This is a genomic window from Rhodovulum euryhalinum, assembly GCF_004342445.1.
In the GTDB taxonomy this organism is placed as follows: Bacteria; Pseudomonadota; Alphaproteobacteria; order Rhodobacterales; family Rhodobacteraceae; genus Rhodovulum; species Rhodovulum euryhalinum.
This window is the reverse complement of sequence record NZ_SLWW01000005.1, coordinates 72032-89770: the sequence shown is the minus strand read 5'-3', so window position 1 is coordinate 89770 and position 17739 is coordinate 72032. Positions and strand designations below refer to the sequence as shown.

Annotated in this window: 16 protein-coding genes; 4 read left to right on the top strand and 12 right to left on the bottom strand. The window is 65.8% G+C overall.

What is annotated here, in order from left to right:
* The first annotated feature begins 87 nt into the window (after nucleotides 1-87).
* Entirely contained in the window at nucleotides 88-795 is a 708-nt protein-coding gene (locus EV655_RS07505; RefSeq protein WP_132543420.1) for an HAD family hydrolase, read from the top strand.
* Nucleotides 796-1020: 225 nt separating this feature from the next.
* Nucleotides 1021-2469: a D-alanyl-D-alanine carboxypeptidase family protein gene (locus tag EV655_RS07500; protein WP_132543418.1), complete on the top strand. Its 1449-nt coding sequence runs from the start codon at nucleotides 1021-1023 to the stop codon at nucleotides 2467-2469.
* Nucleotides 2470-2491: 22 nt separating this feature from the next.
* Here the strand turns inward: EV655_RS07500 and ccoS are convergent, their stop codons facing one another.
* From ccoS to ccoN, 8 genes are all read right to left on the bottom strand, one after another.
* Nucleotides 2492-2650 (bottom strand): cbb3-type cytochrome oxidase assembly protein CcoS, encoded by a 159-nt coding sequence (gene ccoS / locus EV655_RS07495; protein ID WP_132543416.1) that lies wholly within the window; start codon nucleotides 2648-2650, stop codon nucleotides 2492-2494.
* 5 nt (nucleotides 2651-2655) lie between these two features.
* Nucleotides 2656-4848 (bottom strand): heavy metal translocating P-type ATPase, encoded by a 2193-nt coding sequence (locus tag EV655_RS07490; RefSeq protein WP_132543414.1) that lies wholly within the window; start codon nucleotides 4846-4848, stop codon nucleotides 2656-2658.
* A 3-nt stretch (nucleotides 4849-4851) separates the two neighbouring features.
* Complete coding sequence (locus EV655_RS07485) at nucleotides 4852-5316, bottom strand: FixH family protein (RefSeq protein ID WP_132543412.1); 465 nt, start codon at nucleotides 5314-5316, stop codon at nucleotides 4852-4854.
* Entirely contained in the window at nucleotides 5313-6746 is a 1434-nt protein-coding gene (gene ccoG, locus EV655_RS07480; RefSeq protein ID WP_132543410.1) for a cytochrome c oxidase accessory protein CcoG, read from the bottom strand. Before ccoG ends, EV655_RS07485 begins: the two co-directional genes overlap by 4 nt.
* A gap of 353 nt (nucleotides 6747-7099) precedes the next feature.
* On the bottom strand, nucleotides 7100-7987 hold the full coding sequence (gene ccoP / locus EV655_RS07475) for a cytochrome-c oxidase, cbb3-type subunit III (protein ID WP_424511306.1): 888 nt from the start codon (nucleotides 7985-7987) through the stop codon (nucleotides 7100-7102).
* Nucleotides 7984-8193 carry a cbb3-type cytochrome c oxidase subunit 3 gene (locus EV655_RS07470; RefSeq protein ID WP_132543408.1) on the bottom strand — a complete coding sequence of 70 codons (210 nt, stop codon included), beginning with the start codon at nucleotides 8191-8193 and terminating at the stop codon, nucleotides 7984-7986. Before EV655_RS07470 ends, ccoP begins: the two co-directional genes overlap by 4 nt.
* 10 nt (nucleotides 8194-8203) lie before the next feature.
* The gene (gene ccoO, locus EV655_RS07465) at nucleotides 8204-8929 is read right to left on the bottom strand and encodes a cytochrome-c oxidase, cbb3-type subunit II (RefSeq protein ID WP_132543406.1); all 726 of its coding nucleotides are present in this window, start codon (nucleotides 8927-8929) and stop codon (nucleotides 8204-8206) included.
* 11 nt (nucleotides 8930-8940) lie between these two features.
* Nucleotides 8941-10539 carry a cytochrome-c oxidase, cbb3-type subunit I gene (gene ccoN / locus EV655_RS07460; protein WP_132543404.1) on the bottom strand — a complete coding sequence of 533 codons (1599 nt, stop codon included), beginning with the start codon at nucleotides 10537-10539 and terminating at the stop codon, nucleotides 8941-8943.
* Between the two features lie 213 nt (nucleotides 10540-10752).
* On the opposite strand from ccoN, the gene EV655_RS07455 reads away from it, so the two are divergent.
* Entirely contained in the window at nucleotides 10753-11592 is an 840-nt protein-coding gene (locus EV655_RS07455) for a universal stress protein (RefSeq protein ID WP_132543402.1), read from the top strand.
* Nucleotides 11593-11637: 45 nt separating this feature from the next.
* Here EV655_RS07455 and fnrL read toward each other — a convergent pair whose 3' ends face one another.
* Nucleotides 11638-12384, bottom strand: coding sequence for a transcriptional regulator FnrL (gene fnrL / locus EV655_RS07450; protein WP_132543400.1), 747 nt, complete (start codon nucleotides 12382-12384; stop codon nucleotides 11638-11640).
* A gap of 62 nt (nucleotides 12385-12446) precedes the next feature.
* On the opposite strand from fnrL, the gene hemN reads away from it, so the two are divergent.
* Nucleotides 12447-13802: an oxygen-independent coproporphyrinogen III oxidase gene (hemN, locus tag EV655_RS07445; protein ID WP_132543398.1), complete on the top strand. Its 1356-nt coding sequence runs from the start codon at nucleotides 12447-12449 to the stop codon at nucleotides 13800-13802.
* 120 nt (nucleotides 13803-13922) lie between these two features.
* Here hemN and EV655_RS07440 read toward each other — a convergent pair whose 3' ends face one another.
* From EV655_RS07440 to EV655_RS07430, 3 genes are read right to left on the bottom strand one after another with little or no spacing between them, the layout of a single operon-like run.
* The gene (locus tag EV655_RS07440) at nucleotides 13923-15548 is read right to left on the bottom strand and encodes an ABC transporter ATP-binding protein (RefSeq protein ID WP_132543396.1); all 1626 of its coding nucleotides are present in this window, start codon (nucleotides 15546-15548) and stop codon (nucleotides 13923-13925) included.
* A complete protein-coding gene (locus EV655_RS07435) occupies nucleotides 15545-16654 on the bottom strand; it encodes an ABC transporter permease (protein ID WP_132543394.1) in 1110 nt (369 codons plus the stop codon). The genes EV655_RS07440 and EV655_RS07435 overlap by 4 nt, the downstream gene beginning before the upstream one ends.
* 1 nt (nucleotide 16655) lies before the next feature.
* The gene (locus tag EV655_RS07430) at nucleotides 16656-17738 is read right to left on the bottom strand and encodes a microcin C ABC transporter permease YejB (protein WP_132543393.1); all 1083 of its coding nucleotides are present in this window, start codon (nucleotides 17736-17738) and stop codon (nucleotides 16656-16658) included.
* Nucleotide 17739: the final 1 nt, after the last annotated feature.

The window sequence follows — 17739 nt, the reverse complement described above, 5'->3', positions numbered from 1 at the left end:
GCAATTCGGGTGGTGTTCGGCTCGACCGCCTTTATATATGCGGTCCGGCCCTTCTGGAAAGGGCCGAGCGGGACGGAGACAGGCGTCATGGCCGGGACGATCACCACCATCGGCTTCGATGCCGACGACACGCTGTGGCAGAACGAGCGGTTTTTCCGCATGACCCAGGCGCGATTCGCCGACCTGTTGGCCGAATTCGCCGATCCCGACCACCTGATGGAGCGCCTGCTCGAGGCCGAGCGGCGGAACCTCGGGCAGTACGGATTCGGCATCAAGGGATTCGTCCTGTCGATGATCGAGACCGCGATCGACGTGACCGAAGAGCGTGTGCCCGCCAGCGTGATCCGCGACTTGCTGGCGGCAGGCCAGGAGATGCTGCGCCACCCGATCGAGTTGATGCCCCAGGCGCGTGAGGCGGTCGAGGCGCTGGCCGCTGATTACCGTATCCTGCTGATCACCAAGGGCGATCTGCTGGATCAGGAACGCAAGCTGGCCCAGTCGGGCCTGGGCGAGGTGTTCGATGGAGTCGAGATCGTGTCCGACAAGACCGCCCCGCGCTACGGCGCGATCTTCGCCCGCCATGGCGAGGGCGCAGAGCGGGCGATGATGGTGGGCAACTCGCTGAGATCCGACGTGATCCCCGCGATCGAGGCCGGCGCCTGGGGCGTTTTCGTGCCCCATGACCTGACTTGGGAGCTGGAGCATGCCGAACCGCCACGGCACCACGCACGTTTTGCCGAACTGCAACACCTCGGCGATTTGCCCGCGCTGATCGCCTCGCTCGACGGGGCCTGAATCGCAGGATTTGTTGTCTGGGAAGGCCAGGACGCGATATCTCGGTTAACCTTCGTTTCACTGCAAAACTCCCCATAATCGGGGTGTTTTCCCGCCCTGCAGGCTGTGCTACGCTCGGCTCGAAAACGATCGCCCATCTTCAAAAACCGGGCGACGAGAGGCAGTGAAAAGGCAGGTGCCGTGGAACGTTCGGGGCAGTACGTCCGGCGCGTACTATTCATATCCATGATCGCGGTCATGATGGCGTTCATGACCTCGGGGGTTCGCGCCGCCCCCTTCGCGGCGATCGTTGTCGATGCCCGGTCGGGCGAGGTGCTGCATGCGCAGAACGCCGATACGCGCCTGCACCCGGCCTCGCTGACCAAGATGATGACGCTCTATATCGTCTTCGAGGCGATCGAGCATGGCGAGATCGGGCTTGATGACTACGTGACCGTCTCCAAGAAGGCAGCGGCCGAGCCGCCGTCCAAGCTGGGCCTGAGGCCTGGCCAGAAAATCAAGTTGCGCCACCTGATCCGCGGCGCCGCCGTGAAATCGGCCAACGACGCGGCCACGGCATTGGCCGAGGCGGTAGGAGGGTCCGAAGCCGCCTTTGCCCGGCGGATGAACCGCACCGCCAAGGCGCTGGGCATGACGCGCACGACGTTCCGGAACGCCCATGGCCTGACCGAAGAGGGGCATCTTTCGACGGCGCGGGACATGACCACCCTTGGCCGCCACCTGTTCTACGACTACCCGCAATACTACAACCTGTTCTCGCGACAGACGGCGGATGCGGGCGGTCGCACCGTGTCGAACACCAACCGGAGGTTCCTGGCGAGCTATCGCGGCGCCGACGGCATCAAGACCGGCTACACGCGCGCGGCTGGCTTCAATCTGGTGGCGTCGGCCGAACGCGGCAGCGAACGGATCATCGCGACGGTGTTCGGCGGCACCTCGACGGCCGTGCGCAACGCCAAGGTGGCGGAACTGCTCGACTTCGGCTTCCGCAAGGCGCCGACCCGCGTCGCGGTCCGCAAGCCCCAGAGACCCGTCTACGTGGCCGAGGCCTCGACCGGGACAGCGATTCCCGGCACCGCTGCCAAGACGATCCGCGTCTCTATGCAGATCAAGGCGTCGCCGCGCCCCGCACGGCGGCCGGGCGCGGAACCGGCCGTGCAGCCGCCCGCCGCGTTGCTTGCCGCCGTCACGGAAAGCGTGGAAAACGCGCTTGAGGCGGCACAGGTCGAACTTGCCGCCTCGGCCAGCGCAGCGACCACGCCCCAGCCCCCCCAGCCCCCGGCCGCTGCCATGCCCACGGTAACCCCGCGCCCGCGCCCCGAACACATGCAGGTCGCAGCCGTCGCCAATGCGGCCCCCGCGCCCAAGCCTGCGGTTCGCAGCGCCCCGGCCGAGACCGGGCAAGAGATCGTCACGCGCCTGTCATCCTCGGGCGGCCGCTACTGGGGTATCAACGTCGGCCGCTACGGCTCGCAGTACAAGGCCGAGCAGGTTCTCTTGCAGACCGCGTTACAGGAACTGGGCACGCTGGACAGCGCATTGCGCAAGGTGGTCCAGGGTCCGCGCGGCTTCGAGGCGCATTTCATCGGCATGACCGAAGATGAGGCCGCACTCGCCTGCCGGCGGCTGCAATCCCACGGCACCGAGTGCATGACGATCGGCCCGCGCTCGTGAACAGGCGACGGGCGATCCGCCCTTACGGTTTCGGCTGATCGTCCCAGTCGTCGGTCAGGATACGCCGGGAATCGCCCTCGGGGTCGTCGAACTGCCGGGATCTCAGCGCCCAGAAAAAGGCCGCAAGCCCCAGCCCCCCCAGGAACAGCGCAATCGGGATGAGGAAGGCGAGCACCTCCATGGCCCTTACCTCAGCCGCAGCGCGTTGAGCGACACGGTGATCGACGAGGCCGACATTGCCAGCGCCGCGGCCAGCGGCGTGGCAAAACCGAGCAGTGCAACCGGAACGGCGACCAGGTTGTAGACCGCCGAGATCGCGAAATTCTCGTTGATCCGGCGCACCGCCTTGCGGGCGGTTCTCACCGCCTCGCCCAGCGGCGCGAGATCGGTGCCCAACAGCACGATGTCGGACGCGACTCGGGCCGCGTCGAGCGCGGTCGCGGGCGAGATCGACACATGCGCCGCGGCCAGCGCGGCGGTGTCGTTCAGCCCGTCGCCCACCATCAGCACCCTGGCGCCCCGGTCCCCCAGCGCCTGCACCAGCGCCGCCTTGTCACCGGGAAGCGCCTCGGCCGTCCAGTCCGCGATCCCCAGCCGCGCCGCAAGATCGGCGACCGGCGCGGGCGCGTCGCCCGAGACCATCCGGACATCCAGACCCTGCGCCCGCAGCCGGGCTATGGCCTCCTCCGCCCCCGGCCGCAGCCGGTCGGCGAAGGTGAAGGCGACGGCCGGGTTCTGGCCGACGCGCAGCCAGGCCGCCGTCTGGTCCCCCGCCTCGGCGCCCACCCAGGCCGCGCGGCCGAACCGCACCGTCTCGCCGCCCAGTTGCCCCTCGACCCCGTATCCGGGCACCTCGCGGATCTCGGACAGCCGCGCAGGAACCAGACCGGCCTTGCGCGCGCCTTCGGCCAGCGCGCGGGCCAGCGGGTGGCCCGACCCCTCGGCCAGCGCCAGCGCGATTTCCAGGTCGCCGCGGGCATGCTCGCCCAGATTGGTGGACTCGGGCATGCCCAGCGTCAGCGTGCCGGTCTTGTCGAAGATCACGGTGTCGACCTCGGCCAGGCGTTCCAGCGCGGTGCCGTCCTTGATCAGCATCCCGCGCTTGAACAGCCGCCCCGACGCGGCGGTGGTCACCGCGGGCACGGCGAGGCCAAGCGCGCAGGGACAGGTGATGATCAGCACCGCCACCGCGATGTTCAGCGCCAGCCGAATGTCGCCGCCCGAGATCCACAGCCACGCCAAGAAGGCCGCCAAAGCCAGCAGGTGCACCCCCGGCGCATAGATGCGCGCGGCGCGATCGGCGAGCGAGGTATAGCGGTTCCTTGCGCTTTCGGCGACGGCGACCAGGTCGGCCATCCGGTGCAGCGAACTATCCTCGCCCGCCGCGGTCACGGTGACGGCCAGCGGCCCGGTCAGGTTCACCTCGCCCGCGCTCAACGCCATGCCCGGCCCCGCGAAGGCCGGCAGCGTCTCGCCCGTCAGCAACGAGCGGTCGATCTCGGACCGGCCCTCGGCGATCACACCGTCGACGGGAACCCGCGCGCCGGGCTTGACCCGCACCGTGTCGCCCACCGCGATCCCGGCGATGGGAACGATCTCCTCGGTGCCGTCAGCGCGCAGCCGGATCGCGCGCGGAACCTCGAGCGCGGCCAGTTCCTCGGCGGCGGAGCGCGCCACCGCCCGGGTGCGGTGGTCGAGATAGCGCCCCGCCAACAGGAAGAAGGTGAGCGACAACGCCGCATCGAAATAGGCATGCGGCCCATGCTGCGCGGTTTCGTATAGCGACATGCCGGCCGCCAGAAGGATCGCCAGCGAGATCGGCACATCCATGTTCAGCCGGCCATGCCGCAGCACCCTGGCCGCATTGCGAAAGAAGGGCTGCGCCGCAAAGGCGATGGTCGGCAGCGCGATCATCGCGGAGATCCAGTGGAACATGTCGCGGGTGAAGTCCGTGGCCCCCGACCAGACCGCGACCGACAACAGCATCACGTTCATCATCGCAAAGCCCGACACGGCGATCCGCATCAACAGATCGCGGCCCGCCTTGTCGGTCGCGGTCGCCGCGATCACGCCCGCGTCCAGTTCGTGCGCCTCGTAGCCGATGCCGTCCAGCACGCGGATCAGGCCGTCGGCGGTGACGTCCGGATCGGCCTCGACCGCGACACGCTTCAGCGTCAGGTTCACCCGCGCCGCGCGCACGCCGGGGGTGGCGTTCAGCGCCCGTTCGACGGCCGAGATGCAGCCTGCGCAATGGATCGTGGGCAGCGACAGGAACAGCCGTGCCTCCTTTGGCGCCACCGCCTCGGCCAGCCTTTCGGCTGAGGGGGCAACGGCGCAGGCCGGACAGGCTGCGGGCCGGGACTGAAGCGCCGCGCCCATCCCCTAGCCCCTTACGAAAAGCTGCAGCCGCTGGCGGAACGGCGTGCCATCTTCGGCCCGCGCCTCGAACCGTACGGTCCAGTAGCCGGGACCAAGCGCGACCGGGGCCGAATAGCTGCCCCCGAAATACTCCATCGCGGGCGTGTGGTCGTCGCGCTTGCTGGTGGCCCGGCCGATCGTCACCGCGATCTCGGACACCTTGACCGGCAGACCGTCCCGGCCGGTCACGCGCACCACGAACAGGCCGGCCACGCTGTCGTAATCGGCCGCCGCGGTCCACCCCAGCGCCTCTTGCGCATCACGGGCGGCGTCGAACTCCTGGCTTGCCACGTAGGAGTTGTCGACCTCGAGACCGGGGAAGGTATGGACGGCCTGGAAGGCGAGCAGGAGATTCACGCCGATCACCACCGCAAAGGCGGAAACGACGATGATCAGAACCGTTCGGCCGGTCAGTTCCCGTTCACTCATCGCAGCGATTTCCCGTTGAAGACCGTGTCGGTAAAGGCCTGCTCATCCGCCGCGATATCCTTGAGCCAGAGCCGCAGCCCGGTGCTCTGGGCCTCGGCAGGATCGGTGCCGGGCGGCGCGACGACATAGACGCGCTTGAGCTCGGTCGCGTCGGGCGGGACGGTGAAGACCCCGCTTTCGGCGCCCTCGACCTCCAGCTTGAAGATGTCATCGGGCGTGACGCTGATCGCGAAGTCGCGCGCCTCGCCATGCATGTTGCGCACCCGCACCTCATACGAGTTGCGGATCGAGCCGTCCGACAGGGTGACGAAGATCGGGTTGCGGATCGGTGACACCGTCATGTCGATCTCGGAACGGATGAACAGCGCCACGACAAGCCCGACGCCCACCGCCGACCAGAGCGCGGTGTAAAGGATCGTGCGCACCCGGAACACATGGGTCCAGATCGACCGGGGTGCGGCGCCCGCGCGTTCCCGCGTCTCGTCGGACAGCGCCATGTAGTCGATCAGGCCGCGCGGCTTGCCGATCTTCTCCATCACCTCGTCGCAGGCATCGATGCACAGCCCGCAGGTGATGCAGGCCAGTTGCTGGCCGTCGCGGATGTCGATGCCCATGGGACAGACGTTCACACAGGCAAAGCAGTCTATGCAATCCCCCAGCGCTTCGGCGCCCTCGGCCTTGCGGTGCTTGCCGCGCGGCTCGCCCCGCCAGTCGCGGTAGCCGATGGTGATCGTGTCCTCGTCCATCATCGCAGCCTGGATGCGCGGCCAGGGGCACATGTAGATGCAGACCTGTTCGCGCATGAATCCGCCCAGGATCAGCGTGGTCAGCGTCAGCACCAGGATCGTGGAATAAGCCACCGGATGGGCCTGCAGCGTGAACAGGTTCCACAACAGCGTCGGCGCATCGGCGAAGTAGAACACCCAGGCCCCGCCCGTGGCCACCGAGATCGCCAGCCAGAGCGTCCACTTGGTCAGCCGCAGGCGCGTCTTGTGGAAATCCCACTTCGCGTTCCACAGCTTGACCCGCTTGTTCCGGTCGCCCTCGATCCAGCGCTCGGTAAGGATGAACAGATCGGTCCAGACGGTCTGCGGGCAGAAATAGCCGCACCAGACCCGCCCCAGCGCCGAGGTGAACAGGAAGAGCCCCAGCCCGGCCATGATCAGCAGGCCCGCGACGAAATAGAACTCGTGCGGCCAGATCTCGATCCAGAAGAAGAAGAAGCGCCGGTTGGCAAGGTCGATCAGCACCGCCTGGTCGGGCAGGTTCGGCCCCCGGTCCCAGCGAATCCAGGGCAGCAGGTAATAGATGCCCAGGCAGATGGCCAGAAGCCACCACCTTATGGTGCGGAACTTGCCCGAGACCCGCCGCGGAAAGATCGGTTCACGGGCGGTGTAGAGGCGGTCGGGGGTCTGATCTGTCGAGCTCACGGGCTCACTCCGTTCGGGCAGGTGTCAAGCCGGCCGGCCGCGGCGCGACGCGGAACCCTGCAACTGGACTAGCTAAACCTTGCGGCGGGCGATTGAAAGCCTTCGGGCCTTCACATCTTGGGCCGCATGCGGTCGGGCGGGTTGCCGGGGCGGCATCGAATCGATAGCCCGGACAAACAAGAACTGGAAAAGTTCTAATTATGTGCACGGATGCACACGGCAGTCTCAGGTGGCGCGCTGGACGGGAGATACGGGTTCGGCGATGATAGACACCGACCCCCGTGGAAACGCGCGAACAGGATGGGGGCCGGTGCCATCGACCGGGGGCCTTGCGGCCCCCGGAAGCCGTTTTGTCACTCGCCGCCGCCAAGCTGGTGGACGTAGACCGCAACGGCCCGACGCTCCGCTTCGCTCAACCGCTCGGCATGGGTCGGCATGACCCCGAACCGAGCATATGTCACCGTGTGGGTCAGCGTCTCGACATCCCCGCCATACAGCCAGATCGCGTCCGTAAGATTGGGCGCTCCCTGGTAGCGGTCGCCGGTGCCGTCCTCCATGTGACATGCAGCACAGTTATCAAGAAACACCGTTTCCCCTGCACTTGCCAATGCGGCATCGTGTTCCTGCCCGGAAATTCTCCGAACATACTGGACGACCTGCGAAATCTCCTCTTCCGAGAGCAGTTCGTCAGCCCCGAAGGCCGGCATCTGCGACCAGCGGGCATCGGGGTTGTCCTCGTTCCGGATGCCGTTCGTGACGGTATAGTGGATCTCCTCGATCGTCCCGCCCCAGAGCCAGTCGTCATCCGACAGGGTCGGATAGCCGTTGGCCTGGACACCGCCCCCCTCGCGTCCGTGGCACTGCACGCAATACGCGTTGAAGACGGATGCGCCGCCCTGCACCGCATAGTTGTAGAGCGCCGGATCGGCCTTGATCGCATCAACTTCCAACGGAACCTCGGTCAGCTTGGCGATCAGGTCGGCGTTCCGGGACTCGTATTCCGCGATGTCCTCCACGACCGCCGCGCGCGTCGAATAGCCCAGCAGACCGGGCGTGGCCCCGCTGACCAGGGGCACCGCGGGATAGAGAACGGCGTAGATCAGCGCGAAGGCGATGCAGCCATAGAAGGTCCAGAGCCACCAGCGTGGCAGGGGGTTGTTCAACTCCTCGATGCCATCCCAACTGTGGCCGGTGGTGCCGACCTCGTCCTCCGGCAGGGGTTTCTTGTCGTCCATGCTCATGTCCGCGCCTCCTTTCGGCACGTGGCACCGTCATCTTCGGCGCCTGCGGGTTCGTCTTCATGCCGGAACGGGATGCTGGCGCTGTCACGATGCGCCTTCGTGCTGCCCGGGCGCAGGACCCAGACGATCACGCCGACGAAGAACAGCGTCAGGAACAGAAGCATCCAGCTGTCGGCGAATTCGCGCATGACGGAATAGGTATCCATCCCCTCCCCCTCAGCGGCTTGCGTCCGGCTCGAAGGTCGAGAAATCGACCAGCGTGCCGAGCATCTGAAGGTAGGCAATCAGCGCGTCCATCTCCGAGATGCCGGGGCTCCCGTCGAAGTTCCGCACCTGCGCACCCGGATAGCGTTCCAGCAGCGCGTCATAGTCGCCGTCGGGGTCGATCTGCGCATTGAAATCCGCGACCGCGGCCTCGATCATCTCGTCGGTATAGGGCACGCCGACCGCCCGGTGGACGCGCAGCTTGTCGGCGATGTGCTCGGGATCGACCATCCGGTTCTCGAGGAAGGCGTATTTCGGCATCACCGATTCCGGCACCACCGATTGCGGGTTGCGCAGGTGCTGCACGTGCCAGTCGTCCGAATAGCGTCCGCCCAGGCGGGCGAGGTCGGGCCCCGTCCGCTTGGAGCCCCACTGGAACGGATGGTCGTACATCGACTCCGCTGCCAGCGAGTAGTGACCGTAGCGTTCGACCTCGTCGCGCATCGGGCGGATCATCTGGCTGTGGCACACGTAGCAGCCTTCGCGCACGTAGATGTCGCGCCCTTCCAGTTCCATCGGCGAATAGGGACGCACCCCCTCCACCTCCTCGATCGTGTTCTCGAGGTAGAACAGGGGTGCGATCTCGACCAGGCCGCCGATGGTCACCACCAAGAAGCTGAACACCAGAAGCAGCGAGGCGTTCTTCTCAAGGATCTTGTGCTTTTCGAGAATTGCCATGGCTTCGATCCTTATTCAGCGGGGGCCGCGACTGGCGCCGCCCGACGGGCGGGCGCAGAGGTCGCGGTCTTCCAGATGTTGAAGCACATGATCAGCCCGCCAAGGACGAAGAGTCCGCCCCCGATCGCGCGCACGACATACATCGGGTACTTGGCGGCGACGGTGTCGGCGAAGGAGTTCACGAGGAAGCCCTGGTCGTCGACTTCGCGCCACATCAGGCCTTCCATGATGCCGCTGACCCACATCGAGGCGGCGTAAAGCACGATCCCGATGGTGGCGAGCCAGAAGTGCCAGGAGACAAGCGCGGTCGAATAGAGCCGCTCCTTGCCCCAGAGCCGCGGCGCCAGGAAGTAGAGCGCGCCGAAGGTGATCATGCCGTTCCAGCCCAGCGCGCCGGAATGAACGTGGCCGATCGTCCAGTCGGTGTAGTGAGACAGCGAGTTGACCGCGCGGATCGACATCATCGGGCCTTCGAAGGTCGACATCCCGTAGAAACCGACGGCCACCACCATCATCCGGATGATCGGATCGGTGCGCAGCTTGTCCCAGGCCCCCGACAGCGTCATCAGGCCGTTGATCATGCCGCCCCAGGACGGCATCCACAGCATGATCGAGAACACCATGCCCAGCGTGCCGGCCCAGTCGGGCAGCGCGGTGTAGTGCAGGTGGTGCGGCCCCGCCCAGATATACAGGAAGATCAGCGCCCAGAAGTGGATGATCGACAGCTTGTAGCTGAACACCGGCCGCTCGGCCTGCTTGGGCACGAAATAGTACATCATGCCCAGGAAGCCCGCCGTGAGGAAGAAGCCGACCGCGTTGTGGCCATACCACCACTGGGTCATCGCGTCCTGCACGCCGGCGAAGACCTGCACCGACTTCGACCCGAAGATCGAGACCGGGATCGAGAGGTTGTTGACGATGTGCAGCATCGCCACGGTCACGATGAAGGACAGGTAGAACCAGTTCGCCACGTAGATGTGGGGTTCCTTGCGCCGGAAGATCGTGCCCATGAAGATCATCAGGTAGACCACCCAGATGATCGTCAGCCACCAGTCGACGTACCACTCGGGCTCGGCGTATTCCTTGGACTGCGTCGCGCCCAGGACATAGCCGGTCGCGGCCAGAACGATGAAAAGCTGATAGCCCCAGAACACGAACCAGGCGGCATTGCCGCCCCACAGCCGCGCGGCGCTCGTGCGCTGGACCACATAGAACGATGTCGCGATCAAGGCGTTGCCGCCGAAGGCGAAGATCACCGCCGAGGTGTGCAGCGGCCTGAGCCGGCCGAAATTCAGATAGCCGTTGGCCCAGTCGAAGTTGAGCCAGGGAAAGGCCAGTTGACTGGCGATGAACGTGCCCGCGGCAAAACCCACAACGCCCCAGAAGGCTGTCGCGATGACGCCCGCGCGGACGACATCGTCCATGTAGCCCGTGTCCGGAACCGGCTTCGGGTCACCGGTCCGGCGGACGGTCAGCAGGAAAAGCCCCGCCGCCACCAGCATGACGATCACCGCATGCACCTGGTAGGGGAAATCGCGCGCGTAACTCGCCGCGATCGCGGCGCATACCGCGATCACGCCGTAAACGGCGATCTTAACGTAGTCCCACATTGGAAGTCCCTTTGTCTCTTCCGGCCGATTCCCACCAGCCGACTCCCTCACGATACCGTGACGTATCCCGTCGTATGCAAAGATATGCATTGATCCATGTCAAGGCATCTTCGAATAGTTCCAGACTCTGATTGATCCTTGTCAAAGCCCGATCGCCGGACGCGGCCCTAGACTTGGGCCTGACGTCACGTCCGACCGTAAGGAGCAGTTCTGGTGGCTTACAAGACCATTCTCACGATCATCACGGACACCGAGATCGCCGACTCGGCGCTGGAGCCCGCGATCACGCTCGCCAGCCGCGAGGATGCCCATCTCGACATCCTCTGCCTTGGGGTCGACCGCACCCAGACGGGCTATTACTACGCTGGCACCAACGCCTTCATCCAGCAGGAGACCCTGCACAAGGCGCAGGAGGATGCCACCGCGATCGAGACGGCGGTCAAGGGGCGGATGGGCCGCGAAGGCATCGCCTGGGCAAGCGAGGCGGCGGTTGCGCAGATCGCCGGTCTTAGCCATCTGGTCGCGCAGCGCGCCCGGTTCTCGGACCTCGTCGTGATGCCCCGGCCCTATGGCGAAGGGCGCGGCATCGAGGACGAGGCGGCGACCGAGGCGGTCCTGTTCGACGGGCATGCGCCGCTTCTGATCGTGCCCGAGGGGGCCGACACGGCCGTGATCGGCCAGAAGATCGTCATCGCCTGGAACCAGAGCCACGAGGCGATGGCAGCAATCAAGCAGGCGATGCCGCTGATGCAGGCCGCCGAACTGGTCAACATCGCCATCGTCGACCCGCCCAAGCACGGCTCTGACCGGTCGGACCCGGGCGGCGCGCTGTCTCAGATGCTGTCGCGCCACGGGGTCAAGGCCGAAATCTCGGTACTGGCCAAGACGATGCCGCGCATCTCGGACGTGTTGCAGCGCCATGTCCAGGACATCGAGGCCGACATGATGATCATGGGCGCCTACGGCCATTCGCGCTTTCGCGAGGCGATCCTGGGTGGAGCGACCCGCGACATGCTCGAGAAGACCGGGGTTCCTGTCCTGATGGCGCATTGAAAGGTGTGTGCGGGGCTGTCCGGCCTCGCACCACCTGCCCTCGCCTCAGGCCGGCATCCCACCATCGTTGTCATCGCCCGTCTCGCCAAGCAGACGGTCGAAATCGGGAACAGTCACGTGACGCTTGCCTTCGAGAACGATCACGCCGTCGCGCTTCAGCGCCGACATCTGCCGACTGACAGTTTCCAGCGTCAGACCCAGGTAGTCGGCCATCGCCTCGCGCGTCAGCGGCAGGTCGAACACGATCCGGCTCTGCATCGGCGCGAATTTCAGCGAGGCGTCGCGCCGGGCGATGATCGCCAGCAGGCTGGCGATCTTTTCGCGCGCGGTCTTGCGCCCCAGCAGCAGCATCCATTCCCGCGCCGCATCCAGTTCGTCCAGCGTCATTTCCAGAAGGCGCTGTCCGATATGGGGCGTGCGGATCATCAGCTCTTCGAACGGCTTCTTGCGGAAGCAGCACATGGTCAGCTGCGTCGTCGCCACCACGTCGTAGGCCGCCGTCTCTCGGCCGGGACGGCCCACGAAATCCGACGGCAGCAAAAGGCCGACCATCTGGGTGCGCCCGTCCTCCATCGTCTGGCTGAGGGTCGCGATCCCCTCGATCACCGAAGCCACGAAATCCATCCGGTCGCCCGACCAGATCACCGTCTGCCCGGCATCGTAGGTCCGGTAGTACTTAATCGATTCCAGTTGTGCGAGTTCGTCGCCCTCGCAGCGGGCACAGACGGCGCGATGCCGGATCGGGCAGTCGACACAGTCCGTGTGGGTCAGGGAAGAGTCGGCAACGGCCATTCCGTTTCCATTTTTGACTTCGATCAAGGAGCAAACCCTTGGGTGAAAATAACGCTAGTGCAATGAGCACCGAATCGCAACTCACGCGTCTCGGTCTATTCGATGCGAAAGTGCCCCGCTACACCAGTTACCCGACGGCACCGCACTTCAACGCATCGGTAGACGACGGAGACTTTGCCGGCTGGATCGACCAGATCGAGCCCGGTTCGCAGGTATCCCTTTATATTCACGTGCCGTTCTGCCGGCGGCTGTGCTGGTTCTGCGCCTGTCGGACGCAGGGCACGCGCTCCGACTCGCCCGTGCGCGCCTATCTCGACACGCTGAAGGACGAGGTGGCGATGCTGGGCCGGCGGCTGCCTTCGGGCGTGACCCTGGCGCGGTTGCACTGGGGCGGCGGCACGCCGACGCTGCTGACGCCGGACATGATGAAGGAACTCAGCGAGGCGATCTTCGCCATCGCGCCGATGCACGAAACCGGCGAGTTCTCGGTCGAGATCGACCCGAACGAGATCGACGAGGCCCGGCTTGACGTGCTGGCGGCGGCGGGGATGAACCGCGCCTCGATCGGCATCCAGGATTTCGACCCGCAGATCCAGTCGGTGATCGGCCGCATCCAGAGCTATGACGTGACCCGCGACGCCGTGGACATGGTCCGCGCCCGTGGCATCGCCAGCCTGAACGCCGACATCCTGTATGGCCTGCCGCACCAGTCGAACGAGCGGATCGCCGAATCGGTGCAGAAGCTGCTGTCGCTTTCGCCGGACCGGGTGGCGCTTTACGGGTATGCCCACGTGCCGTGGATGTCGCGCCGCCAGTCGATGATCCCGGCCGAGGCGCTGCCCAGCCCCGAGGCGCGGCTCAAGCTGTTCGAGACCGCGAAAGAGTTGTTCCTGTGGGACGGCTACCGCGAGATCGGCATCGACCACTTTGCCCGGCCCGAGGACGGTCTGGCGCGCGCGCTTGCCGCGGGCCAGCTGCGCCGCAACTTCCAGGGCTATACCGACGATCCCTCGCCCGCGCTCATCGGGCTGGGGGCGTCCTCGATCTCGAAATTCCCGCAGGGTTTCGCGCAGAACCTGTCCGGCACGTCGGACTATACCGCGCGGATCCGCGACGGGCGTTTCGCCACCGGCCGCGGCCATGTCTTCACCCCCGAGGACAACATGCGCAGCCGGATGATCGAGCAACTGATGTGCGAGTTCCGCATCTCGACCGCCGAGATTACCGAGACCTTCGGGATCTCCAGGACCGAGTTGAACCGGATGTTCGCCGAGGTCGCGGACCGCTTTGCGGGCTTCGTGGACGTGACGAACGACGGGCTGGTCGTGCCTGAGCACGGCAAGCCGCTGACCCGGATGATTGCGCGCGGCTTCGACGCCTACGACCTGTCGAAAGCCGGGCACAGTTCGGCGATCTGACCCCACCGGCCGGGCCGCCCCCCCGCGGCCCCGACCGACCCCCGGGGCAATTACGCCCCGTGATACGCCCGCCGCCTCCCCTGCGGCGGGCGTTTCCTTTTCCCGGTGACACCCAGGCCGTTAACGGATGATGGCGGCCCCAGGCCCCGCCGGGGCCACGGGGGCGCCAAAGGCGGCACGCATGAGCGTGCGGGTATACTCGGTCCGCGGCGCATCAAAGATCTCGTGGACGGATCCGGCCTCGACGATATCGCCCTGCCTCATCACCACCACCTTGTGGGACAGCGCCCGCACCACCCGCAGGTCGTGGCTGATGAAGAGATAGGCAAGGTCATACTTGCGCTGCAACTCGCGCAGCAGCCCGACGATCTGGACCTGAACCGTCATGTCCAGCGCCGAGGTGGGTTCGTCCAGCACCAGCAGCCGCGGCCGCAGGATCATCGCCCGGGCGATCGCGATGCGCTGGCGCTGCCCGCCCGAGAACTCGTGCGGGTAGCGGTGCATCATCGCAGGGTCGAGCCCCACCTCGGTCAGCATCTGCGCCACTTCTTCGCGCTTGGAATGGCCGGGCTCCACCCCGTGCACGCCCAGGCCTTCGGCCACGATCTGTTCGACCGTCATCCGCGGGCTGAGGCTGCCGTAGGGGTCCTGGAACACGATCTGCATGTCGCGCCGCAGCGGCCGCATCTGGCGCGACTTCAGCCCGTCGATGTTGCGCCCCTGAAAGATGATCCGCCCCTCGGACGAGATCAGCCGCATGATCGCCAGCGCCAGCGTGGTCTTGCCCGAGCCCGACTCGCCCACGACGCCCAGCGTCTCGCCCGCGCGCACCGAGATGTCGGCGGCATTGACCGCCTTGATGTGGCCGACCGTGCGGCGAAGGAAGCCGCGCTGAACGGGGAACCAGACCTTCAGCGCGTCGGTTCGCACGATCTCGGCCGCGTCGGGCTTCACCGGATCGGGGCTGCCCACGGCGGCGGCGGCCAGCAGTTTCTGCGTATAGGGGTGCTGGGGCGCGCGGAAGATGTCCTCGGTCCGGCCGGTCTCGACGATCTGGCCGTCCTTCATCACGCAGACCCGGTCGGCGATCCGGCGCACGATGCCAAGGTCATGGGTGATGAACAGCAGGCTGAGATTCTCGTCGCGCTTGAGTTCGGCCAGCAATTCGAGGATCTGCGCCTCGATGGTGACGTCCAGCGCCGTGGTGGGCTCGTCCGCGATCAGCAGGTCCGGGCCGTTGGCCAGCGCCATGGCGATCATCACCCGCTGGCGCTGCCCGCCCGAGAGCTGGTGAGGATAGTCCTTGAGCCGGCTTTCGGGATCGCGGATGCCCACCCGGTGCAGCAGGTCGAGGATGCGCTTGCGCGCCGCACCGCCGGTCAGCCCCTGGTGCAGCGCGAGGCTTTCGGAAAGCTGCTTTTCCAGTGTGTGCAGCGGGTTCAGCGAGGTCATCGGCTCCTGGAAGATGAAGCTGATGTCGTTGCCGCGCACCCCCCTCAGCCGGTCCTCGGAGGCGCCGACCATCTCCTCGCCCTCGTAGGTGATGGACCCGGTGACGGTCGCGCTGCCGGGCAGCAGAGACACCGTGGACAGCGCGGTCACCGACTTGCCCGATCCGGATTCGCCCACCAGCGCCACCGTCTCGCCGCGCCCCACCTCGAAGCTGACACCCCGGACGGCAGGAATATCGCGCCCGTCCTGCCGGAAGCTAACGGACAGGTTCTCGACCTTCAGGACCCCGCTCATCGAAAGGTCTTTCTCGGGTCGAAGGCATCGCGCACACCCTCGAAGATGAACACCAGCAGCGACAGCATGATCGCGAAGGTGAAGAAGGCGGTGAAGGCCAGCCAGGGCGCCTGGAGGTTCTGCTTGGCCTGCAAGGTCAGTTCGCCCAGCGAAGGGGCGGATGACGGCAGGCCGAAGCCGAGGAAATCAAGGCTGGCCAGCGTGGCGATGGTGCCGGTGATGATGAAGGGCAACATGGTCAGCGTCGCAACCATGGCGTTGGGCAGCATGTGGCGGAACATGATCTTCCAGTTCGACACGCCCAGCGCGCGGGCCGCGCGGACATATTCGAAGTTCCGCGCCCGCAGGAATTCCGCCCGCACCACCCCCACCAGCGCCGGCCAGCCGAACAGCGCCGTCAGGAACACCAAAAGCCAGAAGCTACGCCCCAAGACCGCGAACAGGATGATGATGATGTAAAGCTGCGGGGTCGAGGTCCAGATCTCGATCACGCGCTGAAAAATCAGGTCGGTGATCCCCCCGAAAAACCCCTGGACCGCCCCTGCAACGACGCCGATCACCGTGGCAATCCCCGTCACGATCAGGGTGAAGAAGATGGACAGCCGGAATCCGTAGATCACGCGCGCCAGCACGTCCCGCGCCGTGTCGTCAGTGCCGAGCAGGTGGTGTTCGTTGGGCGGCGACGGCGCGGTGCCCGTGATGTCGGAAATCGTCTTGTAACTGTAGGGGATCAGCGGCCAGATCACCGTCCCCCTGTCGATCTGTTGCCCGCCGATCACCCCGTCCCGGGCGTCCTCGATCAAGTCTTCGGGCATGTCCCAGCACTCCTCCATCCCGCCGGTGACGATCAGGCATTGCACCTCGATGTCGCGATAAACGGCTTCCGTGCGCAGGTCGCCGCCAAAGGCGGTCTCGGGGTAGAAGCGGTAGATCGGGAAATGGCTTTCGCCCTGGAAGCGCACGTAGATCGGCTTGTCGTTGGCGATGACCTCGGCGAACAGCGACAGGCCGAACAGCACCGAAAAGATGATCAGCGACCAGTAGGCCCGGCGGTTGCGCTTGAAGTTGCGCCAGCGGCGTTGGTTGAGAGGCGAGAGTGCGAGCATCTCAGGTCTCCCGGCTCTCGAAGTCGATCCGGGGGTCGACCAGCACATACATCAGATCCGACAACAGCCCCACCAGCAGCCCGATCAGTCCGAAGACGTAGAGCGTGGCGAAGATCACCGGATAGTCCCGCGCCACTGCCGCCTCGAACCCCAGCCGCCCCAGCCCGTCCAGCGAGAAGATCGTCTCGATGATGATCGATGCACCGAAGAAGACACCGATGAACATCCCCGGGAACCCCGCGATCACGATCAGCATCGCATTGCGGAAGACATGGCCATAGAGCACGCGGGACTCGCTCAGCCCCTTGGCCTTGGCGGTGATGACGTATTGCTTCTTGATCTCGTCGAGGAAGGAATTCTTGGTAAGCAGCGTCAGCGTGGCGAAGCTGGAGATCGTGGTGGCCAGCACCGGCAGGGTGATGTGCCAGAAGTAGTCGCCCACCTTGCCCATCAGGCTGAGTTCGTCCCAGTTGTCCGACGTCAGTCCCCGCAGCGGGAACCACTGGAAATAGGACCCTCCCGCGAAGACCACCAGCAGAAGCACCGCGAACAGGAAGCCCGGGATCGCATAGGCGATGATGATCGCCCCCGAGGTCCATGTGTCGAACGGCGAGCCGTCCTTCACCGCCTTGCGAATCCCCAGCGGGATCGACACGAGATAGGCGATCAGCGTCGACCACAGGCCCAGCGTGATCGAGACCGGCATCTTCTCCAGCACCAGGTCGATCACCGAGACCGAGCGGAAATAGCTGTCGCCGAAATCGAACCGCAGATAGTTCCACATCATCGTCAGGAACCGCTCCAGCGGCGGCTTGTCGAAGCCGAATTCCCGCTCCAGTTCCGCGATGAATTCGGGCGGCAGGCCGCGCGCACCGACATAGCGCTCGTCGCCGCCCTGCATCCCGCCGCCCACGTCGCCGCCGCCGGCGATGCCCTGAAAGACATCGCCCTGACCCTCCATCTGGGCGATGATCTGCTCGATCGGGCCGCCGGGCACGAATTGCGTCAGGGTGAAGTTGATGACCATGATCCCGATCAGCGTCGGGACGATCAGCAACAATCGCCTCAGGATATAGGCGCCCATG